At 65.6% G+C, this 21,672-nt stretch carries 19 protein-coding genes; 8 read left to right on the plus strand and 11 right to left on the minus strand.

The window, feature by feature from the left end; all coding sequences use genetic code 11:
• Positions 1 to 4: 4 nt before the first annotated feature.
• Positions 5 to 1,087, plus strand: coding sequence for a phospho-N-acetylmuramoyl-pentapeptide-transferase (gene mraY / locus C8N44_RS06530; RefSeq protein WP_107975375.1), 1,083 nt, complete (start codon positions 5 to 7; stop codon positions 1,085 to 1,087).
• A 161-nt stretch (positions 1,088 to 1,248) separates the two neighbouring features.
• On the opposite strand, the gene C8N44_RS23325 is transcribed toward mraY, so the two are convergent.
• Both C8N44_RS23325 and acnA read right to left on the minus strand, forming a co-directional pair.
• A complete protein-coding gene (locus C8N44_RS23325) occupies positions 1,249 to 1,389 on the minus strand; it encodes a hypothetical protein (protein ID WP_158274013.1) in 141 nt (46 codons plus the stop codon).
• A gap of 148 nt (positions 1,390 to 1,537) precedes the next feature.
• Complete coding sequence (gene acnA / locus C8N44_RS06535) at positions 1,538 to 4,327, minus strand: aconitate hydratase AcnA (protein WP_107975376.1); 2,790 nt, start codon at positions 4,325 to 4,327, stop codon at positions 1,538 to 1,540.
• A gap of 210 nt (positions 4,328 to 4,537) precedes the next feature.
• On the opposite strand from acnA, the gene C8N44_RS06540 reads away from it, so the two are divergent.
• The gene (locus C8N44_RS06540) at positions 4,538 to 5,251 is read left to right on the plus strand and encodes a DUF1223 domain-containing protein (RefSeq protein WP_107975377.1); all 714 of its coding nucleotides are present in this window, start codon (positions 4,538 to 4,540) and stop codon (positions 5,249 to 5,251) included.
• On the opposite strand, the gene C8N44_RS06545 is transcribed toward C8N44_RS06540, so the two are convergent.
• From C8N44_RS06545 to purB, 4 genes are all read right to left on the minus strand, one after another.
• On the minus strand, positions 5,203 to 6,141 hold the full coding sequence (locus tag C8N44_RS06545) for a lysophospholipid acyltransferase family protein (protein WP_244641008.1): 939 nt from the start codon (positions 6,139 to 6,141) through the stop codon (positions 5,203 to 5,205). The genes C8N44_RS06540 and C8N44_RS06545 overlap by 49 nt on opposite strands.
• Before the next feature lie 74 nt (positions 6,142 to 6,215).
• The gene (locus C8N44_RS06550) at positions 6,216 to 7,274 is read right to left on the minus strand and encodes a flagellar motor switch protein FliG (protein ID WP_107975378.1); all 1,059 of its coding nucleotides are present in this window, start codon (positions 7,272 to 7,274) and stop codon (positions 6,216 to 6,218) included.
• A gap of 181 nt (positions 7,275 to 7,455) precedes the next feature.
• Complete coding sequence (locus C8N44_RS23330) at positions 7,456 to 7,614, minus strand: hypothetical protein (protein WP_158274014.1); 159 nt, start codon at positions 7,612 to 7,614, stop codon at positions 7,456 to 7,458.
• Between the two features lie 135 nt (positions 7,615 to 7,749).
• Positions 7,750 to 9,057 (minus strand): adenylosuccinate lyase, encoded by a 1,308-nt coding sequence (gene purB, locus C8N44_RS06555; RefSeq protein ID WP_107975379.1) that lies wholly within the window; start codon positions 9,055 to 9,057, stop codon positions 7,750 to 7,752.
• A gap of 84 nt (positions 9,058 to 9,141) precedes the next feature.
• On the opposite strand from purB, the gene C8N44_RS06560 reads away from it, so the two are divergent.
• Together C8N44_RS06560 and C8N44_RS06565 are read left to right on the plus strand one after the other, a co-directional pair.
• Positions 9,142 to 9,543, plus strand: a complete 402-nt coding sequence (locus C8N44_RS06560; protein WP_107975380.1) for a DUF6314 family protein — start codon at positions 9,142 to 9,144, stop codon at positions 9,541 to 9,543.
• Between the two features lie 113 nt (positions 9,544 to 9,656).
• The gene (locus tag C8N44_RS06565; protein ID WP_107975381.1) at positions 9,657 to 10,955 is read left to right on the plus strand and encodes a DUF3422 family protein; all 1,299 of its coding nucleotides are present in this window, start codon (positions 9,657 to 9,659) and stop codon (positions 10,953 to 10,955) included.
• A gap of 1 nt (position 10,956) precedes the next feature.
• Here the strand turns inward: C8N44_RS06565 and C8N44_RS06570 are convergent, their stop codons facing one another.
• The 5 genes from C8N44_RS06570 to C8N44_RS06590 form a co-directional block, all read right to left on the minus strand.
• The gene (locus C8N44_RS06570) at positions 10,957 to 11,997 is read right to left on the minus strand and encodes a YeeE/YedE thiosulfate transporter family protein (protein WP_107975382.1); all 1,041 of its coding nucleotides are present in this window, start codon (positions 11,995 to 11,997) and stop codon (positions 10,957 to 10,959) included.
• 192 nt (positions 11,998 to 12,189) lie between these two features.
• Positions 12,190 to 12,708, minus strand: a complete 519-nt coding sequence (locus C8N44_RS06575) for a DUF1697 domain-containing protein (RefSeq protein WP_107975383.1) — start codon at positions 12,706 to 12,708, stop codon at positions 12,190 to 12,192.
• A 5-nt stretch (positions 12,709 to 12,713) separates the two neighbouring features.
• A complete protein-coding gene (locus C8N44_RS06580; RefSeq protein WP_107975384.1) occupies positions 12,714 to 13,694 on the minus strand; it encodes an ABC transporter permease in 981 nt (326 codons plus the stop codon).
• Positions 13,687 to 14,724 (minus strand): ABC transporter permease, encoded by a 1,038-nt coding sequence (locus C8N44_RS06585; protein WP_107975385.1) that lies wholly within the window; start codon positions 14,722 to 14,724, stop codon positions 13,687 to 13,689. Before C8N44_RS06585 ends, C8N44_RS06580 begins: the two co-directional genes overlap by 8 nt.
• A 113-nt stretch (positions 14,725 to 14,837) precedes the next feature.
• Positions 14,838 to 16,541: a peptide ABC transporter substrate-binding protein gene (locus C8N44_RS06590; protein WP_107975386.1), complete on the minus strand. Its 1,704-nt coding sequence runs from the start codon at positions 16,539 to 16,541 to the stop codon at positions 14,838 to 14,840.
• A gap of 258 nt (positions 16,542 to 16,799) precedes the next feature.
• On the opposite strand from C8N44_RS06590, the gene C8N44_RS06595 reads away from it, so the two are divergent.
• The 4 genes from C8N44_RS06595 (at position 16,800) to argE (ending at position 21,616) form a co-directional block, all read left to right on the plus strand.
• Positions 16,800 to 18,620, plus strand: coding sequence for an ABC transporter ATP-binding protein (locus C8N44_RS06595; RefSeq protein ID WP_107975387.1), 1,821 nt, complete (start codon positions 16,800 to 16,802; stop codon positions 18,618 to 18,620).
• Positions 18,621 to 18,644: 24 nt separating this feature from the next.
• Positions 18,645 to 19,565, plus strand: a complete 921-nt coding sequence (locus tag C8N44_RS06600) for an endonuclease/exonuclease/phosphatase family protein (protein WP_107975388.1) — start codon at positions 18,645 to 18,647, stop codon at positions 19,563 to 19,565.
• Between the two features lie 59 nt (positions 19,566 to 19,624).
• Complete coding sequence (gene budC / locus C8N44_RS06605) at positions 19,625 to 20,386, plus strand: meso-2,3-butanediol dehydrogenase (RefSeq protein ID WP_107975389.1); 762 nt, start codon at positions 19,625 to 19,627, stop codon at positions 20,384 to 20,386.
• Positions 20,387 to 20,449: 63 nt separating this feature from the next.
• A complete protein-coding gene (gene argE / locus C8N44_RS06610; RefSeq protein ID WP_107975390.1) occupies positions 20,450 to 21,616 on the plus strand; it encodes an acetylornithine deacetylase in 1,167 nt (388 codons plus the stop codon).
• Positions 21,617 to 21,672 lie beyond the last annotated feature (56 nt).

Here is a 21,672-nt window from a genome sequence, read left to right on the forward strand (position 1 = left end):
TGCCATGCTTTACTGGCTCACGGAACTCAGCGATGGCGGCGACGTCTTCAACCTTTTCCGATACATCACGTTTCGCGCAGGCGGGGCCTTCCTGACGGCGCTGATCTTCGGCTTCCTCTTCGGGCTGCCGCTGATCAACGTGCTGCGCAAGACGCAAGGCAAGGGGCAGCCGATCCGCAGCGACGGGCCCGAGGGCCACGCGGTGAAGGCGGGCACGCCCACGATGGGCGGGCTGCTGATCATCGGGGCGGTGATGACCTCCACGCTGCTCTGGGCGCGGCTCGACAATGCCTTCGTGCTGATGGTGCTGTTCGTGACCGCCTCCTACGCGGCGATCGGCTTTGCCGACGACTATGCCAAGGTCTCGAAGCAGAACACCAAGGGCGTCTCGGGGCGCACGCGGCTGCTGCTGGGGTTCCTGATCGCGGGTATCGCGGGGGCCTGGGCGGCGCTCTATCATCCGGCCGAGCTGACCAACCAGCTGGCCTTCCCGGTGTTCAAGGACACGCTGCTGAACCTTGGGTTCCTTTTCGTGCCCTTCTGCATCATCGTGATCGTGGGCTCGGCCAACGCCGTGAACCTGACCGACGGGCTGGACGGGCTGGCGATCATGCCGGTGATGATCGCCGCCGGAACGCTGGGCATCATCGCCTATGCAGTGGGGCGGACCGACTTCACCGAGTACCTCGACGTGCACTATGTGCCCGGCACGGGCGAGATCCTGATCTTCACGGCCGGCATCGTCGGCGGGGGGCTGGGCTTCCTGTGGTACAACGCGCCGCCCGCAGCGGTCTTCATGGGCGATACCGGCTCGCTGGCCCTTGGCGGGGCTCTCGGGGCCATCGCGGTCGCCACCAAGCACGAACTGGTCCTCGCTATCGTGGGTGGGCTCTTCGTGGTCGAGGCGCTGTCGGTGATCATCCAGGTGCTCTACTTCAAGCGCACCGGCAAGCGGGTCTTCCTGATGGCGCCGATCCACCACCACTACGAGAAAAAGGGCTGGGCGGAACCCACCATCGTGATCCGCTTCTGGATCATCGCCCTGATCCTGGCCATCATCGGCCTCGCCACGCTCAAGGTTCGCTGAGCCGGGCTATTTGAACCGGCGGAGTGGCGCCCCGGGTGGGGCGCATGCAGAGCTCTCGCCGCGCTGGCGCGCGTCTCGGGGGCGCTTGGCGGGTGTGACGCGTCCCGCCCTGGCGTCCGGCGAGCGGGCGCCAAGCACTGCCTGTCAGTCTCGCGCCTCGGTCAGCTGTCGCAGGGTGTTTCCGGGGTGCAGATCTGCGGCCTCGCCGCCGGCTGCGCACCGCCCGGGCCCGTGGTCGCGTAGACCCCGTAGAGCATCATCAGGATCAGCGCCCCGATCTGGAAAATGGTGGTCTTCTTCATCTGCTTGCCTCGTCTTTTTTCTTGTTGTGACACAAGAAATGGGAGGCGTGGCGTAAATTCAAAGCTGTGCTTCAGCGCATCGGCAGAAGAGCGCGCATGAAAAAGGCCCCTCGCGGGGCCTTTTCCGTAGCGAACTTGCGTTCAGGCCTCAGGCAGCCTTGGCGAGGTTGCGCAGCACGTAGTGCAGCACGCCGCCGTGCTTGACGTATTCCACCTCGATCGCGGTATCGATCCGGCACTTGAGGTCGATTGTCTTCTCGCTGCCGTCTTCCATCGTGATGGTACAGGGCACGGTCGCGCCCGGTGTCACGTCCTCGAGACCCTCGATCGAGACTGACTCCTTGCCGGTCAGGCCCAGAGACTTGCGGGTGTCGCCGTTGGTGAACTCGAAGGGGATCACGCCGAAGCCCACGAGGTTGGAGCGGTGGATGCGCTCGAAGCTCTCGGCGATGACCGCCTTGACGCCCAGCAGAGCGGTGCCCTTGGCTGCCCAGTCGCGCGAAGAGCCGGCGCCATACTGTTCACCGCCGAAGATCACCAGCGGGGTGTCCTGCTCCTGGTAGGCCATGGCCGCATCGAAGATGGAGGCCTGGTTGCCCTCGGGATCCAGCGTGTAGCCGCCCTCGACGCCGTCCAGCATCTCGTTCTTGATGCGGATGTTGGCGAAGGTGCCGCGCATCATGATCTCGTGGTTACCACGACGCGAACCGTAGGAGTTGAACTCGCGCGGGGGCACCTGACGGTCGATCAGGTACTGACCCGCGGGAGTGCTTTCCTTGAACGAGCCGGCGGGCGAGATGTGGTCGGTGGTGATCATGTCGCCGAGCACGGCAAGCACGCGGGCGCCCTCGACGTTGTGGATCTCGCCGGGTTCCTGGGACATGCCCTGGAAGTAGGGCGGGTTCTGCACGTAGGTGGAGCTTGCCGGCCAGTCGTAGGTCTCGGCATCGGTGGTCTCAACCGACTGCCACTTCTCGTCGCCCTTGAAGACGTCGGCGTATTTCTCCTGAAAGCTCTCACGCGTGACGGTCTCTTCGACCAGCTTGGTGATCTCTTCCTGGGTCGGCCAGATGTCCTTGAGGTAGACGGGGTTACCGTCCTTGTCATGGGCCAGCGGGTCGTTGGCGATGTCGATGTTCATGTCTCCGGCCAGCGCATAGGCCACGACCAGCGGCGGCGAGGCGAGGTAGTTGGCGCGCACGTCGGGGCTGATCCGGCCCTCGAAGTTGCGGTTGCCCGACAGCACCGAGGTGGCGATCAGGTCGTTGTCGGCGATGCATTGGCTGATCTCGGGCGCGAGGGGGCCGGAGTTGCCGATGCAGGTCGTGCAGCCGTAGCCGACGAGGTTGAAGCCGATGGCGTCGAGATCGTCCTGCAGCCCGGCGGCCTCGAGGTAGGCGGAAACCACCTGCGAGCCGGGGGCCAGCGAGGTCTTGACCCAGGGCTTGCGGTCGAGGCCGAGTTCGCGCGCCTTCTTGGCGACGAGACCGGCGCCGATCATCACGTAGGGGTTCGACGTGTTGGTGCAGGACGTGATCGAGGCGATCACGACCGAACCGTCGTGAAGCTGGAAGGTTTTCTCTTCGCCGTCGATGTCGGTCATCTTGACGAAGCCGCGCTTGTGGTGGCCCTCGTCGCCGGGAATGGTGACCGGCTCGGGCGCGCCGCCTTCGCCTTCCCAGCGCACTTCCTGCTTGGCGTCGGCATCGTCACCGTTGCGTTGACCCTTGACGTATTCGGCAAAGGTATCTGCGGCATCGGTCAGTGCGACGTAATCCTGCGGGCGCTTGGGGCCCGAGATGGCGGGAACGATGGTGCCCATGTCGAGTTCGAGCGTGTCGGTGAAGACCGGCTCGGCACCTTTTTCGCGCCACAGGCCCTGCTCCTTGGCGTAGGCCTCGACCAGCGCGATGCGGTCTTTCTCGCGGCCCGTCATCTCGAGGTAGCGCAGGGTCTCATCGTCGATCGGGAAGAAGGCGCAGGTGGCGCCGAATTCGGGGCTCATGTTGCCGATGGTGGCACGGTCGGCCAGCGTGACGTTGTCCAGACCGTCGCCGTAGAACTCGACGAATTTGCCGACCACGCCCTTCTCGCGCAGCATCTCGCAGACCTTGAGCACGAGATCGGTGGCGGTGGTGCCCTCGACCATTTTGCCGGTCAGCTTGAAGCCCACGACCTCGGGGATCAGCATGGAGATCGGCTGCCCGAGCATTGCGGCCTCGGCCTCGATGCCGCCGACGCCCCAGCCGAGCACGGAGGCGCCGTTGACCATGGTTGTGTGGCTGTCGGTGCCAACCAGCGTGTCGGGATAGGCTACGGTTTCACCGTTCTGGTCCTCGTCGGTCCAGATGGTCTGGGCGAGGTACTCGAGGTTCACCTGGTGGCAGATGCCGGTGCCCGGCGGCACAACGCGGAAGTTGTTGAACGCCTTCTGGCCCCACTTGAGGAAGGTGTAGCGTTCGATGTTGCGCTCGTACTCGCGGTCCACGTTCATCTGGAATGCGCGCGGATTGCCGAATTCATCGATCATGACCGAGTGGTCGATGACGAGGTCGACGGGGTTGAGCGGGTTGATCTTCTGCGGATCGCCGCCGAGCGCCTTGATGCCGTCACGCATGGCGGCAAGGTCGACCACGGCGGGAACGCCGGTGAAGTCCTGCATCAGCACGCGGGCCGGGCGGTAGGCCAGCTCGCGGTCACCCTTGCCGTTGTTCTTGGCCCAGTCGGAAAAGGCCTTGATGTCGTCCACCTCGACGGTCTTGCCGTCCTCGAAGCGGAGCATGTTCTCGAGCACGACCTTCAACGAAACCGGCAGTTTCGAGAATTCGCCAAGGCCCGCCTCTTCGGCCGCCTTGATCGAGTAGTAGCTGACGGACTGTCCGCCCGCCGAAAGCGTCTTGCGCGTCTTGGCGCTGTCGTTACCGACCGTAATGGGCATGAAGATCTCCCTCGGGAATGGCTGGTGGCTGATGAGAGTTGAAGGTTATCTGCCGTAACGGGGGGCACCGATCAAGGGGGTGCGGCAATTTTAGTATACAATGGAATACAAACGAGCCCCTGCAGCACACCTTCTTTTCGCAAAAGCTTGATTGGCGTGTCGCCGTCGCTTTCACTAGCACGAATGGTATCAGTATGGAGAGCCCGTTTCATGTCCTTCGCCCCCTCGCGGATCGCCGTTGCCTGCTTTGCAGCGTTCAGTGCCACGCTGCCCGGGGCGGCCATCGCGGGTGATGACCCCGTTGTGGTGGAACTCTTCACCTCGCAGGGGTGTTCCGCCTGTCCTCCAGCGGACGAGTTGCTGGGCGAACTGGTGGACCGCGACGACGTGCTTCCGCTTGCGTTGCACGTGGACTACTGGGACTATCTCGGCTGGAAGGATCGCTTTGCCAGTGCCGCCTATTCCGAGCGCCAGAAGGGATACGCACGGCGTGCGCATCGGCGGACGGTCTACACGCCCGAGATGATCGTCGACGGCGAGACGGCATTGATGGGCACCAAGCCGATGCATCTGGCCGACCTCATCGGCAAGCACGCGGACCAGCCCGAAGAGGTCGACCTTCAGGTGCGGCGCGAGGGGACGATGCTGGTCATCAGCCTGCGCTCGCTGACCGAGGACCTGCCGCGCTGTGACATCCATCTGGTCACCTACACTCCGAACGAGACCGTCGCGATCGAACGCGGTGAGAACGCGGGCAAGGAAATCTCGTACAGCCACATCGTGCGCGACTGGAAGGTCGTCGGCGGCTGGGATGGCGAGAGCGAAATCGAGCTGACCGCCGAGGCGGCGGCGGACCGCCCGGTCGCCGTCCTGGTTCAGGGCGAGGGGTTCGGGCCCATCTTTGCGGCCGCGCGCCTCCGCTGACGCTTCGGCTTCCAACGGCGGTGGAACCAGAACCACTGCTCCGGATCCTCCGCAATGCGGGCTTCGAGCCGCCGGGTGGCCTCGCGCATCATCTCCACCGGATCGCCTTTCGGGATCGGCGCCTCGATCACCGCATCAAGCCCCAGCCCGTCGGCGCGGCGCCGGCCGAAATAGGGAATCATCAGCGCATCGCCACGGTTCGCGATTTCGGCCGCAGATGTGAGCGTGGGCGCGGGTTTGCCGAGGAAGTCGATGGGCGTGCCGTGGCTGTCGTAGACGTCGAAGAGCAGCGCCGCCATGCCACCCTGCCGGACATGGCGGACGAGGCCCGTTGTGCCACGGCGGCCCTGCTCGAAGACAGGGCCCGAGAGATTGTGCATGTTGGCGGCGTAGTGGGCGTTGAAATAGGGGTTGGACATGGGGCGGTAGAGCCCGCCAATCTGGTAGCCGCGGGCGACCAGTGCTGCGCGCGGCGCCTCGTGGTTGCCGAAGTGGCCCGTCACGAAAAGCACCGGGCGCCCCTCGGCGCGGGCCTGCTCCAGCGCGGCGACGCCATCGCCCTGCAACGGCTCGTTACCCATGCGGCGGAGCATGCCGGGAACATCGTAATTCTCGACGATGGTGCGGCCGACGTTCTCGGCCACCCGGTCTGCGAGCGCCTCACGCTCTGACAGCGGCATATCCGGCCAGATGTAGGCCATGTTGGCGAGCGCACGGTTCCGCCAGCCCGCGCGCGGAGCCACGAGCCGGCGCATGAGCCAGCCCATCATCGCGACACGGCGCTCCCACGGCAGGGCCAGCGCGGTGCGGATCATGCCGCGGAAGGCGCGGTCCACGGCCCATTCCTGCCAGTTGCCCTGCGGGTCCTCGGTCGTCGTCGGTTCTGCCAAGACATGCCACCCTGAGTGAACTCGGCGATGTCTTAGAGCCCGCGTGAGGGGGCAGCAAGGGTTGCGGCGGGGCGTTACTTCTCTTCGTCGGGGTCCAGAAGCTCGATCTCGCCGATGGCGACGAGGTCACGAATCGCGCTTACGACCGCGTTCATGGCCTTTTCTCCGATCTTCGGCTTGATCGCCCCGAGCCCCTCTGCTTCTTCGCGGATGCTCGCCGCCATGCGCTTGGAGAGGTTCTCGAGCAGGAAGTCGACGGTGCGGTTCTCTTCGTCGTTGCTGGCGGCGGCGACGGCGGTGGCCAGCGTTTCGACCGGCACGTCGCGCGAGATCTTGGGCACGTCGATGGCATTCACCCGCTCGGGGATATTGCCGAAGGTGAAGATCGCCTTGCGCACGGCGTTGGCAAATTCCTCGTCTTCCTTCTCGAGGCTGTCGAGAAGTTCGTCGCGGACGGCGGCGTTTGTGTAGTTGAGGATCGCGCCGACGCGTTCGTTGGGCTTCTTGTCGAAGGCCTTGGGTGGTTCGGAATCGATCTGGGTGGCAAGGCTGATGCCGATGCGGTCGACCGCGTCCGGCGTGACCCCGGTCGTCATCGAGACAGCGTAGGTGATCCGCTGGGCGCGTTCCGCAGGCAGGCGGCCGAGAACCTGAGCGGCCTTGCTCACGTCGATCCGCGACATCATCACGGCGGCGACTTCGATGCTTTCGCCCTGGATGAGCGCTTCGAGTTTCTCGACAGGTAGCGCATTGATGCGGTCCCAGGGGTCGCCCACCTGGCGGACCCCGGCTTCGCGACGGAGGCGCTGCGCAGTGCGCGGGTTGATCTTGCCCTCGAGCGCGTCGAGAGCGCCGGCCATGCCGCCGGGAAAGCTGAGACCCACGGCCTCGAGCTCGTCCGAGAATTCCTCGACTACGGTATTGAGCGTTTCGCGATCGACGTAGCGGAGCGATCCGAGCTGGCAGGTCAACTCGGTCTGGAGGTCGTCGGGCAGGGCGGAGAGAGGCACGTCCGCACCTTCGTTCAGGATAAACTGCACGATGATCGCCGCCTTGGCCTTGCGCGAGAGGCCGGCAGGACCAGCAGGCACGAAGGGGCGGGGCAGGGTGGCGAGTGAGGTCTGTCGAGACATGCGGGAGGCTCCGTTCAGCCGCGGGTCCGGTTCGTCTCCGGCCCGACTTGCAGAACTAGCGCCCCAAGGTTGCCGAGCCGTTAAGCCCCGCTTTGTCCGCTGCATGTCGCGGACTGCAGCCCGCGGGCATAGGTTCTGGTTCGGAAAGGAAAAGGGCGGCTATTCCGGCCGCCCCGATCCGTCAGCTTGCGATGACCACGCAGGCCCCCTGTGCGGTGTCGTAGGTCATCCCGTCGGCGCAGGTGGAGACCTGCTCCTCGTGGGCGCCGTAGCACGCGGCCGAACCGATCACGGGAACGAAGGCGAGGGCGAGCGCGGCAAGTACCGTCTTGAACGTCATCTTCCAGTCCTCCTGTTGCGGGCAGGAGAAAAGTAGCATGGCCTTACCCTGCGTCAAAATGATGGCTGTCGTGGCAGGCGTCATTCCGCCTCACGTTTGCATGAGCGGCGCGCCCCTGCGCACCGCCCGAGGCCGTCAGCTTTCGCCGAAGACGCGCTTGAAGATCGTGTCCACGTGCTTGGTGTGGTAGTCCATGTCGAACTTCTCGTTGATGCCATCGACGCCGAGGGCCGCCACGACCTCTTCGTCGGCCAGCAGCAGTTCGCGGAAGTCGAGCCGTTCTTCCCAGACCTTGAGCGCGTTGCGCTGGACCATGGAATAGGCGTCCTCACGCGAGACACCCGCCTGCGTCAGCGCCAGCAGGACGCGCTGCGACATGACGAGGCCGGGAAACTTGTTCATGTTCTCCAGCATGTTGTCGGGATAGATGATCATCTTGTCGACGACGCCCGCCAGCCGGTTCAGCGCGAAGTCGAGCGTCACGGTGGCGTCGGGCCCGATGCCGCGCTCGACCGAGGAATGCGAGATGTCGCGTTCGTGCCAGAGGGCCACGTTCTCCATCGCGGGGATCACGGTCATGCGGACAAGTCGCGCAAGGCCGGTCAGGTTCTCGGTCAGCACCGGGTTCTTCTTGTGTGGCATGGCCGATGAGCCCTTTTGCCCCATCGAGAAGAACTCGGCCCCCTCCAGCACCTCGGTCCGCTGCATGTGGCGGATCTCGATCGCGACGTTTTCCATGCTGCTGGCGATCACGCCCAGCGTGGCAAAGAACATGGCGTGGCGGTCGCGCGGGATCACCTGCGTGCTGATCGGCTCGGGCTTGAGGCCCAGCTTCTCGCAGACGTGTTCCTCCACGTGCGGGTCGATGTTGGCGAAGGTGCCCACGGCGCCGGAAATCGCGCCGGTGGCCACTTCCTCGCGCGCGGCCAGAAGGCGGGCCTTGTTGCGGTCCATCTCGGCGTAAAAACGGGCGAAGGTCAGGCCCATGGTGGTGGGCTCGGCGTGGATGCCGTGGCTGCGGCCCACGCGGACCGTCATCTTGTGCTCCATCGCGCGCTTCTTCAGTGCGGCTAGCAGCTTGTCCATGTCGGCGAGCAGCAGGTCGGCCGCGCGCACGAGCTGCACGTTGAAGCAGGTGTCGAGCACGTCGGACGAGGTCATGCCCTGGTGGACAAAGCGCGCCTCGTCGCTGCCCACGTGTTCGGCAAGGTGGGTGAGGAAGGCGATGACGTCGTGCTTGGTCACGGCCTCGATCTCGTCGATGCGGGCGACGTCGAAGTCCACGTCCTTGGCCTTCCAGACGGCCTCGGCGTTCTCCTTGGGGATCACGCCAAGCGCGGCCTGCGCGTCGCAGGCGTGGGCCTCGATCTCGTACCAGATGCGGAACTTGGTCTCCGGCGCCCAGATGGCGGTCATTTCAGGGCGGGCATAACGCGGGATCATGGGCTGCCTTCCGTTGTGTTGGGGATCGTGCGCGTCATAGAAGGCGACGCACGGGCAGGCAAGCGGCGGTCCGGGGGAAAGCGCATGAAGACACTCGAGGATTTCCTGGGCGACTGGGACCTGCACCGCGAGATCCACCACGATGACGGCACGCGGGCCCGGTTCGAGGGGCTTGCCCGCTGGCGGCGCGAAGGGCAGGGCGCCATCTGCGACGAGCGCGGTGAGCTGATCCTGCCGCAGGGCCGCTTCGTGTCCGAGAAGCGGACGGTGTGGACCACGGACCTTGCCGTGCACTTCGCCGACGGGCGGTTCTTTCACCAGGTCCCACCCGAGGGCGGTGCTGCGGGGCATTGGTGCGACCCGGATCAGTATGATTTCACTTACGATTTCGGCGACTGGCCGCGCTGGAGCGTGACCTGCCACGTGGCGGGGCCGCGCAAGGCCTACCGCATGACAAGCCACTACGCGCCCATGCGAACGGACTGATCCCCCGAGGCGGTATACCGTTGCATTCCGCTAACGCTTTGAAAAACGGTGATATTCCTCTTTACTTGTGGCGACCCTAGGGTACCTTCCGCGCGAAACAGCCGGAGCCGCCGATGCCGCCGATCGAGGATCACCCCCTGCGATACCAGCTTGCCAACGAGCTGCACGCCCGCCCCTTTCCAGTGCTGCGCGCGCCCTGCCGGGCGGTCTACCTCGCCATCAAGCAACCCCGGCAGGCCGCCGCGCGGGACCGGTCGCGCGACCTTGCGCATCTCGTGGCGCTGCTCGACCGTTACGGCGCGCAGCATCCGCAGCCGGGGGCCACGCATTACTCGGGGCGGATCGGCAAGCACGAGCTGAAGTGGGAACAGCATACCGAGTTCGTGACCTACACCGTCTTCCTCGACGGGCTGGGGGAGCGGCCCTTCGATCCGGGCGACCTCGGCGTCTTTCCCGACGACTGGCTGGTGCAGGCGCCGGGCGCCTGCCTGACAAGCGCGCTGATCCGGGTCGTGCCGCGCCCCGAGGAGGGCGAGATCCAGCATGCCGTAGGTGACTGGTTCGTACCCGAAAGCGTCGCCGTCAGCCGCGTGATCGACGACGACGCGGTGGTCGCGGGGGACTTCCACCTCGATCCGGCGGGGCACATGCGCTTTGCCGTCTTCCCCGATGCAGGCGTAGGTCAGCGGCGTATCGGGCGCATCGTCCAGCGGCTTTGCGAGATCGAGACCTACAAGACCATGTCCATGCTCGGCTTCACCCGGGTGAAGGAGATCGGTGCCCGCATGGGCGAGATCGATGACGAGCTGTCGGGCCTGATGGAGGCGATGACGGGCGAGAACGGCGAGGAGGAAGAGACACTCCGCCAGCTTCTTGCCGCCTCGGCCGAGCTCGAGAACCTGCGCACGCGTATCGCCTTTCGGCTGGGCGCGACGGGGGCCTACGAGGCCATCGTCGGGCAGCGCATCTCGGTCCTGCGCGAGGAGCGCTTCCACGGGCGGCAGACCTTCGGCGAGTTCATGATGCGGCGCTTCGATCCGGCCATGCGCACGGTGAAGTCGACCGAGGTCCGGCTCGAAGGCATGGCGGCGCGGGCCAGCCGCGCGGCCGAACTGCTGCGCACGCGGGTCGAGGTCGGACGCTCGGCCCAGAACCAGCAGCTGCTGGAGGGAATGAACCGGCGCGCAGACCTTCAGCTACGGCTGCAGAAGACGGTTGAGGGGCTGTCGGTCGTGGCGATCAGCTACTACGCGGTCTCGTTGGCGGGCTACCTGCTCTACCCGGTCGCCGGGGCGCTGGGCGTCAGCAAGGGGCTGTTGACCGCCGCCGTGACGCTGCCGGTCGTGGCGGCGGTCTGGTTCGCCATGTCCCGCATCCGCGAGAAGGTGGAGCGCGGCGCGCCCGAGCCCTGATCTAAGCCGATTGCAGCGCGGGCACGCGGCCCAGCAGCGCGTCGCAGACCAGCGCGCCCACGGCGATGGCGCCAAGCGCGAGGATCGCGGCGAAGGACAGCGTCGGCACACCGGCAAGGCCCGCGCCCACGGTGCAACCGCCGGCCATCACGCCGCCCATGCCCATGAGGCCCGCGCCTGCCATGTAGCGGCCGGTCTGGCCGGGGCTTTCGAAGCTCTGCCAGCGGAAGCGGCCCCCGGCCAGCGACGCGATCAGCGCACCCACCAGCACGCCGCCGATCAGCCCGCTGCCGAAGCCCGCGGGGATGGATGTCGAGGCGATGGTCCAGAAGAGCGTGTCTGCCCAGGCCGAGGTGAAGCTCAGGCTCTCCATCGCGATCGGGTCGAAGTCGTCGTAGAGGACGAAGCCCGTCCCGACCCAGGCCAGCGGCACCAGCAGGCCCAGAAGCGCGGCAAGAACCAGCATGACGGGGCGGTTGCGCGATGTCGCCGCGATCACCAGCGCCGCGGCGGCCAGCACCAGCGTCCAGAGCAGCGGCCCGCCGGGCAGGGCGCCAAAGCCCAGCGTGTCGCCCATGTTCACCGTCACGCTGCCCAGCGTGGTGCGCACCGGGGCAAGGATGCCCTTCAGCGTGGCGTGCGCGGTGATCGCGAAGACGGCCACCACCAGCAGCCCGCGGGTGTTGCCCGTCGCCCCCAACACCGTCAGGCGCGAGACGCAGCCGCGCGTCAGCACCATGCCCGCGCCGAACATCAACCCGCCAAGCGCGATGGCGAGCATCGGCATCTGGGGCGTGTAGAAACGGTGGTCCGCGAAGGTGATCCAGCCCATCGCCGCCGCCCCCTGTGTGCCGAGGATCGCCACGGCGAGCGCCGTCATCCAGACGCCCATGGCCTGCCGGCGGTCGCTGCCGACCAGCGAACGGCGAAAGCAGAAGCCCGTGATCTCGGCCAGCGCGCCGAAGGCAAGACCGACGAGCAGCCCCAGCACGACCGCGGCCTGTGGCGCGGTGAGGGCGGTGATGTTCAGGGATTCATACATGGCGGACGCTCCTTTCGGCGGCGCTGTTGCCTTAGACCGGGGGGCTTTGCCGGATCAAGGGTGGCTGCCCTTTCATGCGGCGAATGCCGTTCCGTTGGGCGCATCGAGGGCAGCTGCCCTGTTCTGTGGCAGGCTAGGTGGGTGGCGTCCCTGTTCCGCGGTGGCCGCTTCGGGCCGTGCCCCTGTCCTTATTCACGGACTCCCGAGTGCGCGGAGCATCCCATGAACCTTCCGCACCGTGTTGAGGTTGCGCGCGGTGCCGGTCTTCTGGGCGGGATAGGCGAGCTTCGAGCGACCCATGCCGGAGGGGTAGTGCACGTAGAGACAGCCGGGACCGGGGGCGATGCTTTCGTCGGTGATCTGATTTGCTTCCGGGTCCTCGGGCACAGGCCCGTCGAGGAAAAGAACCATCAGCTGCTTCGGATCGGCCTCGGGCCACGGAAGCTCCGAGAGCACGGTATCGAGGTCATCGGTGGTCCGGATCATCACGCCCGCCGCACGCCTGGTGAAGGCCTCCAGACGCGCCTCGAGCGCGGCTTTCACCGCGCCCGGGGTGTCGTCGTCATGCTCGAAGACGGCATTGCCGCTCGCGATGTAGGTGGCGGCCCTGCGTCCGCCGATCTCTTGGATCAGGCGGCGCAGGTCCTCCATGGCAAGCTTGCCGGTCCCGCTCACGTTCACCGCGCGCAGGAAGGCGGCGTAGGCGGGCACCGGCCTCAACGACCCCGGATGCGCGGGTCGAGTGCGTCGCGCAGGCCGTCGCCGAGGTAGTTCACCGACAGCACCGTGAGCGAGATCGCGATGCCCGGCAGCATCACGCGCTCGGGGAAGTGCTCCATCCGCTGCACGGCGTCGGCGAGCATCTTGCCCCATGTCGGGAAGTCCGACGGGAAGCCCACGCCGAGAAAGGACAGCGAGCTCTCGGTGATGATCGCCGTGGCCAGACCCAGCGCAGCCGAGACCATGATGGGCGACAGCACGTTGGGCAGCAGGTGGCGCCGGATGATCTTGCCCGGCCGCGTGCCGATGGACCGCGCGGCCAGCACGAACTCGCGTTCCTTGATGGCCAGCACGTCGCCCCGCACGATCCGCGCCGTGGGCATCCACGATGTGATGGCGATGACCGTCACGATCAGGATGAACATGCCGCCCTCTGGGCCGAAGTTGGCCCGCAGCGGCTGCCGGAACAGCGTCACCGCCACCAGCAGCAGCGGCAGGATCGGCAGCGACAGGAACAGGTCCGTCAGGCGCATCAGCGGGCCGTCGAGCTTCTTGAAGAAGCCGGCGATGACGCCGATGCCCGCGCCGATCACGAGGCTGAGGATCATGGCAGCCCAGCCGACCGCCATGGAGGCCTGGCCGCCCGCGATCATCTGGGCAAGGTTGTCCCGGCCAAGCTGGTCGGAGCCCAGCGGCTTGGCCCAGCTCACGTCGGCGTCCGAGTTCCAGATCGCCGTGTAGATCGGCCGCATGTCCTTGTTGCGGATGTCGATGTCCTGCGGATCGACCGTCCAGATGAACGGGCCGATCAGCACGGCGAGCGTGATGAACAGCAGGAATCCCCCGCCGAACATCGCGCCCTTGTGCTTGGTGAACTGGTCCCAGACGTCGCGCCACTGGCTGCGCGGCGGCGCCTGCGGAACGTCGTCCTTGAGCGCCTCGATCGGGGCGGGGGAAGCGGGAGCGGGTTCAGTCATAGCGGATCCGCGGGTCGAGCAGGCCGTAGAGCACGTCTGCGATGAGATTGAAGAGCACGATCAGCACGGCAAAGATGAAGGTCAGCGTCATCACCATGGGCAGGTCGTTCGCGAAGAGCGCCGTGATGAGAAGCTGGCCGATGCCGTTCACCTTGAACACGTTCTCGGTGATGATCGCGCCGCCGAAGATCGCCGGAAGCCCCAGCGCGATGACCGTGACAACCGGGATCATCGAGTTGCGCAGCACGTGCACCAGAACCACGATCTTCTCCGACAGGCCCTTGGCGCGCGCGGTGCGCACGTAGTCCTGGTTGAGGTTGTCGAGCATCGAGGCGCGCATGTAGCGCGACAGCTGGGCGGTGATCTGAAGCGCCAGCACCATGACCGGCATGATCATCTGCTGCAGCTGCACCTTGAAGCTTTCCCAGTCGTTCACGACGTGGGTCGTGTCGTAGATCGAGGGCAGCCACCCCATCTGGACCGAGAAGATCACAATGAGCAGCGGGCCCGTGAAGAACGGCGGGATCGAGAAGCCGATCATCGTCACGAAGGTACCCGCCTGGTCGAACACCGAATACTGGCGGTAGGCCGAGTAGATGCCGATGGGCAGGGCGATCAGGATCGCGACGATGTAGGCGATGCCCACCACCATGAGCGTCTGCGGAATCCGCTGAAGGATGATGTCCATCACCGGCGAGCGGGTCTGCCACGAGATCACGCGGAGTTCGCCGTTGTAGAGGTTGGTGTCGGGCAGCCAGCCGAACAGGAAGGTGTCGTTGGTCAGCCAGTCGATCATCACCTGTGGCTCGAGCCACAGGACCTGGACCAGCCATTTCCAGTACTGCACGAGCGGCGGCTCTCCGAGCCCCAGCGCCTCGCGCATCTTCTGTTTCACTTCCGGCGGAACGGTGAGGGGGACCTGCGCCATGGGATCGCCCGGGGCGAGCTGGAGCAGCATGAAGATGACGAAACTGATGAACAGTAGCGTCGGAATAGACAGGATCAGACGTCGCGTCGCGTAGGTCAGCATCGGCGCCTCGTGTCAGAGATTTGGTGAGTGTGAGGAAGAACAGGGCGGGGGATCAACCCCGCCCTGTCTATGGTCCGGTCTAAAGCAGGGTCATCGCCCCGCCTGCCCGGGTTTTACTCTTCCATGCGGTACCAGTCGGCGGCGTTCCACAGTTCGCTGTCCCACACGTTCAGGACGACGCCGCCCAGGGTGTTGGACTTCGCGGACAGGCGGCCGCGGTGCACGAGCGGGATCATCGCGCCGTTGCCGACCGCCATGTCGTTGAGCTCACGGCCGATACGGGCGCGCTCTTCCATGCCGGCGGTTTCGGTCAGCGTCTGGTAGAGTTCCTCGTACTCTTCCATGCAGAAGCGCGAGATGTTCTCGCCCTGCCACTGCGTCTCGGGGCGCGGGGCCTTGTCGCAGAGCATGTTACCCAGGTAGGGCTGCGGATCGGTGCCGTTGAAGGTGTTGGCGTACATCTCGACGTCGGCATAGAACTTCTGGAAGGTGTCCGGGCTGCCCGGGTCACCGCCGAAGAAGACCGAGCTGTCGACGTTGCGCAGTTCGACTTCCATGCCGATCTGCTCCCACCAGTCCTTGATCAACGCCTGGAAGTCCTGACGCACGGCGTTGGTCGAGCTCTGGTAGAGGATCGAAAGCGGAACGCCGTCCTTCTCGCGAACGCCGTCGCCGTCGGTGTCGACGATGCCGGCCTCGTCAAGCATCGCATTGGCGCCTTCGATGTCCTGCGTGGAGCAGTCGAAGGTATCGGAGTTGAAGGCCTCGGGGGCGGGCACCCAGTTGCAGCCGACCTTGCCGGCCTGGCCGTAGCCGATCTCGACCAGAAGCGGACGGTCGATGGCCAGGGACATGGCCTCGTAGACGGCCGGGTCCTGCAGGAAGGGGTGCGGACGGATCACCGACCGCTCGTCGGGGCCGAGGTTCGGATCGGGGTTGGTGTGGTTGAGCATGATGCGCTCGAGCAGCGGACCGAAGCCCGCGATCGGGGTGCCCATGCCGCCTTCTTCCATGTCGGCGATCACGTCGGGCGCGAGCTGAAGGTTCCAGGCGTAGTCGAACTCGCCCGTTTCCATCACGGCACGGCCCGCGGCCGCAGCATCGCCGCCACCCTTGAAGTTCACGGTCGCAAAGGCCGGCTTCTCGGGATCGCGGTAGTTTTCGTTGGCCGACAGGCTGATCACGTCGTTCGGCTTGAATTCGTCGACCACGAAGGGGCCGGTGCCGATCGGGTAGAAGTTCTGGTCGGTACAGGTCGACGCGGCGGCGCCGAGGCAGTCCTGGAACTGAGCCTTCTGGATGACCGGGCTCTCACCACCCACGAAGGGACCGTAGGGGTTCGGCGTGGCGCTGGAATAGTTGACAGTCACCGTGGTCTCGTCCGGCGTGTCGATGCTTTCGATGCCGTTGAATTTCGTCAGCTGCGCGCAGCCGCCTTCGGGGTGCGAGCAGTACTCGTAGGTGAACTTCACGTCCTCGGAGGTGAAGGGCGTGCCGTCCGACCATGTCAGGCCCGGCGTGATGTTCCATGTGATCGAGGTCAGGTCCTCGCTCACGCCGCCGTTCTCGACGGTCGGGATCTCTTCGACCAGCCAGGGCACCAGCTCGCCGTTCTCGTCGTAGCGGGCCAGCGGCTCGATCACCAGCGAAGCGGCCTCGACGTCCTTGGTGCCCCCCGAGAGGAAGGGGTTCATGATCGACGGCGCCTGCCAGTAGATGATGCGCACCTCGCCGTCCGAGCCGCGCTCCGCGAATGCGGCGGCAGGCGCGACTGCCGCGGCTGCAACAGCGCCGAGCAAAAGCGTTTTCAGCTTCATACTTCTCTCCTTGTTGGACCGGGACCTTTGCCCCGATTTGATTGTGGCGGGCGTTTTGGGGCGTTCCGGGCTTGCCTGCCCGACCCCTCTGAAGGTGCCTGGACGAGCTGCCGAAAAATTGCCCATTCCCCGCTCTGGCGTCATCGAAACAGCTTCCTGTCAAAATGCAAGCTTTGCCTTTGCGTCATCAGCGCGAAGGTTTGACAGCAGTGAAACGCTGCCCGTAGCGTTTGCAGGCAGACACCAGGAGTGCCCGGAATGCTCGACCACCCGATCGCCCGTATCGAACAACTACGGGTCCAATTCCAAACGAAACATGGCCTTGTCACGGGCGTCGAGGACGTGAGTTTCGACATCAACCCGGGCGAAACGGTGTGCGTCGTGGGGGAATCCGGGTCGGGCAAGTCGGTCAGCTCGCTCGCGCTTATGCGCCTGATCGAGTTCGGTGGCGGCGAGATCGCCAACGGGCGCCTCATTTTTGATCGCCGCGACGGCGAGGACGTCGATCTGGCCAAGGCCGACCAGGATCTGATGCGCACGATCCGCGGCAACGAGATCGGCATGATCTTCCAAGAGCCGATGACCGCGCTGAACCCGGTCTTCACCGTCGGCCGCCAGCTGACCGAAGGCCTGCGCGTGCACCATGGTCTGTCGCGCAAGGCCGCCGAGGCCGAGGCGCTGGACCTTCTCAAGCAGGTCCGCATCCCCGAACCGGAGCGCCGTCTCGTCCAGTACCCGCACGAGCTTTCAGGCGGGATGCGACAGCGTGTGGTGATCGCTATGGCGCTGGCCTGCAAGCCGCGGCTTCTGATCGCCGACGAACCAACCACCGCGCTCGACGTGACCATCCAGGCCGAGATCCTCGCCCTGATGGACCGTCTCAAGCGCGAGACGGGCACAGCCGTCATGTTCATCACCCACGACATGGCGGTCGTGGCGCAGATGGCCGACCGCGTGGTCGTGATGTTCCGCGGCAACAAGGTCGAGGAAGGCCCGGTCGAACAGATCTTCGAGGCGCCGCAGCACGCCTACACTCAGGCGCTGCTGGCCGCCGTGCCCAAGCTGGGCGAAATGCGCGGCAAGAGCTTGCCTGAGCCGATGAAGCTTTTCGGGCGCACCGACCAGAAGATCGAGCCGATCCCCGGCCAGGACAAGGTGCTGCTGACCGTCGACAACCTGACGACGCGATTCCCGGTGCGGGGCGGGTTGTTCCGGCGCCACATCGCCAACGTGCACGCTGTCGAGGATGTTTCGTTCAAGCTTAACCGTGGCCAAACGCTCAGCCTCGTGGGCGAATCCGGCTGCGGCAAGTCCTCGGCGGGCCGCTCTCTGCTGCGTCTGGTCGAGCCGACCTCGGGGCATGTGGACCTCGACGGGACCAACATCACCGGGCTGGGGCCGAACTCGCTGCGCGACGCGCGGCGCGACATGCAGATGATCTTCCAGGACCCCTTCGCCAGCCTCAATCCGCAGATGCAGCTGGCCGAACAGGTGGCCGAGCCGATCCGAAACTACGGGACCGCGAAGGGCAGCGAGATCATGGACCGCGTGGGCGGCCTGTTCGACCGGGTCGAACTGCCGCGCAGCTTCATGCGCCGATTCCCGCACGAGCTGTCGGGCGGCCAGCGCCAGCGGATTGCCATCGCGCGGGCGCTCGCGCTCAACCCCAAGCTCATCGTCGCGGACGAGGCGGTCAGCGCGCTCGACGTGTCGGTGCAGGCGCAGGTGATCAACCTGATGATGGAGCTTCAGGCCGAACTGGGCCTCTCCTACGTCTTCATCAGCCATGACATGGCCGTGGTGGAACGCGTGAGCCACAACGTCGGCGTCATGTACCTTGGCCGGATCGTCGAACTCGGCCCCCGCGCCGCCGTCTTCGAGGACCCGCAGCACCCCTATACCAAGGCGCTGATGAAGGCCGTACCCATCGCCGATCCGCGCCGCCGCAAGTCCGAGAAGGACCTCAACTTCAAGCCGATCCCGTCGCCGATCCATCCGGTCGACTACGAGCCGGCCCCTTCGGAATATGACGAGGTCACGCCGGGGCACTTCGTCCTGACCACGGACAGCGGCTATTGAACGATCAGGCCAGGGTAGACTGACATGATCATGAGACGGCTCGTGGTCGGGCTGGCGGGCACGGTCGCCGTGATCGCCATTGTCATCCCCGGCATCCAGGTCTGGCTGACGGATTTCGGCAAGCTCCCGGATCCGCCGGCCAATACGCTTCGCGTGGCAAGCTACAATGTACACTACATCCGTGCGGGCGAGGAAGACGGGCCGTGGTCGCTGGCGGACTGGGAGGCGCGCAAGACCTCGCTCGATGCAGCGGTCAAGGCCACGGGGGCCGATCTTATCGCCTTCCAGGAAATGGAGAGCTTTACCCGTGGCAGCGATGGGTCACTGAACCTCGCGCGTGATTACCTCTCGCGCGAGAACCCGGATTACGCACTGGCGGCGACGGGCGACTGGCGCGAGTTTCCCAGCACCCAGCCGATCTTCTTCCGCCCCGATGTGCTGGAACTGCGGGATGAGGGCTGGTTCTTCTTCTCTGATACGCCGGACCGCATCTACTCTCCCACCTTCAACGGATCGTGGCCTGCCTTTGCCAGTTGGGCAGAGTTCGCGCCGCTGGGCGGGGGCGCGCCCTTTCGCGTCGTGAACGTGCATTTCGATTCCCGGAGCGGCACGAACCGCCGCCTGTCGGCAGAACTCGTCGCCGAGAGGTTGGAGCCGGTCATCTCGGCGGGAACGCCGGTCATCCTGCTGGGCGACCTGAATACCTTTGGACCGACCCGCCCGATGCGTGTCCTTCAGGACGTTGGGTTGCGGTTTCCGGGCGTGCCCGGCGCGACGTTCCACATGGACCTCGGGCTGCACATGCTGCCCGCGATCGACCGCGTTGCCGTCACCGAGGGCATCGCCATCGAAGGCGGGCCGCATGTTCTGCAGGACAGTTTCGCGGGCGACTGGGGATCGGATCACCACCCTTTGATCGCCGATCTGCTGATGTCCGCGGACTAGGCGGAACGACTTCCTTCCCGCTCGGCGTTGGTCCGGCAAGAGCGAAGGAAGGATATCCCATGCGTTTCGACAGCAAGACAGTGATCGTCACCGGCGCGGCCTCGGGCATCGGTGCGGCAACCGCCCGCCGTTTTGCCGAGGAGGGTGCGAACCTCGTGATCGTCGACATGGACGAGACCGATCTCGACCGGGTGGCCGACGATCTGCCCCCGGGCCGGGTGCGCAGTATCTGTGGCGACACATCGGGCAAGGCGGTCATGGAAGAGGCCGTGCAAAAGGCGACGGACGTCTTCGGCGGCGTGGACGTCGTGGTGCCAAACGCAGGGTACGCCACGACGGGGACGATCTCGGATGTGACCTCGGACCAATTCCGCGACCAGATCCACAACAACGTCGACAGCACCTTCAACGCGATGAAGGCTGCGTGGCCCGCACTGAAGTTGTCGCGCGGCTGCGTCGTCGCCACGTCGTCGGTTTCCGGAGAGCGCGGCGATTTCGGGGGCTACGCCTACAACGCCTCGAAGGGCGCGGTCAGCAACATGGTGCGCGCCGCTGCTCTGGATTTCGGAGATCACGGCATCCGCGTGAATGCCGTGGCGCCCGGGTTTACGCATACGGGAATGACCGCCCCGATGGAAGATGACGCGGAATTTCTGGACTCCATGAAATCGCGTATTCCCATGGGGCGCGGCGGAAATCCCGAGGAGATCGCGGCGGTCATCGTGTTCCTCGCCTCGGGTGATGCAAGTTTCATCAACGGGGCGGTCCTGCCGGTGGATGGAGGCGTTTCCGCCTCTAACGGGCAGCCGCCGCTGGCCTGACCCTCTGGCGGTCTGACCCCAGAGAACGCTAAGACGGGCGGGCACGCACCCGAAAGGAACCCGATGCCCGCCCGCCTCACGCCCCGCGAAATCCTCGAACATCTTGTCGCGTTTCCGACCGTCAGCCATGACACCAACATGCCGCTCATCGACTGGGTGCAGGACTACCTCGCCTCTCACGGGATCGAGGCCACGAAACATATCAAGCCGGACGAGCCGGAGAAGGCGGGCCTCTTCTCGCACGTAGGTCCGCAGATCGAAGGCGGGCTGGTCCTGTCAGGCCATACCGATGTGGTACCCACGGAGGGACAGGACTGGTCGAGCGATCCATGGGTTCTGACCGAGCGCGACGGAAAGCTCTTCGGGCGCGGCGCGACCGACATGAAGGCTTTTGACGCGCTGGCCATCTGGGCGCTGGTCGAGGCGTATCACGCGGGTATCACGCGCCCCCTGCAGCTTGCCCTGACCTATGACGAGGAGATTGGCTGCACCGGCGCCGCACCGCTGATCGAAGCCATGTCGGGGCTTCCAAGAGCGTCGGACGTGATCGTGGGCGAGCCCACGATGATGAAGGCGGTCACGGGCCACAAGGGCGGCGTGACCTCGTGGATCCATGTGCATGGCTTCGAGGTGCACAGCTCGATCCTGCATACCGGCGTCAGCGCGATCATGTGGGGCGCCAAGCTCATCGACTGGACCAACGACGTGAACGCCGCGCAGGCCGCGATCGAAACCGCTGGCATGGCCGCGCTTTTCGAACCGCCCTACACCAATGTCCACGTGGGCCAGATCAAGGGCGGCACCGCGCACAACATCACCGCCAAGGACTGCGAGTTCGGGCTGGGTTTCCGCGTCGTGCCCGGCGAAAGCCTCGACCACTGGCGCGCCGCTCTGCAGGGAAAGGTCGACGAGATTACCGCGCAGATGCAGCAGGTGCGCCCTGAGGCCTGGATCGAGGTGACCGAGCTTTTCGCCTTGCCGCCCTTCGCCCCGGTCGACAACAACGGGGCCGAGGCGCTGGTCCGGCAGCTGACCGGCGACAACAGCGACAACTTCGTGAGCTACGGCAGCGAGGCAAGCCATTTCCAGGCGGCGGGCTACAACGCGGTGGTCTGCGGGCCGGGCAACATCGGCGTCGCCCACCAGCCCGACGAATACATCACCACGGCCCAATTCGCCGAGGGCGAGGCCTTCATGAAACGCCTTGTCGCGAAGCTCGCGGATGGCTGAAAGATGCTTCTTGCCAATACTTTGCAAGAAAAACAGTAATGCGCCCTTTTGGGCGG

Source organism: Allosediminivita pacifica, from assembly GCF_003054175.1.
Classification (GTDB): domain Bacteria; phylum Pseudomonadota; class Alphaproteobacteria; order Rhodobacterales; family Rhodobacteraceae; genus Allosediminivita; species Allosediminivita pacifica.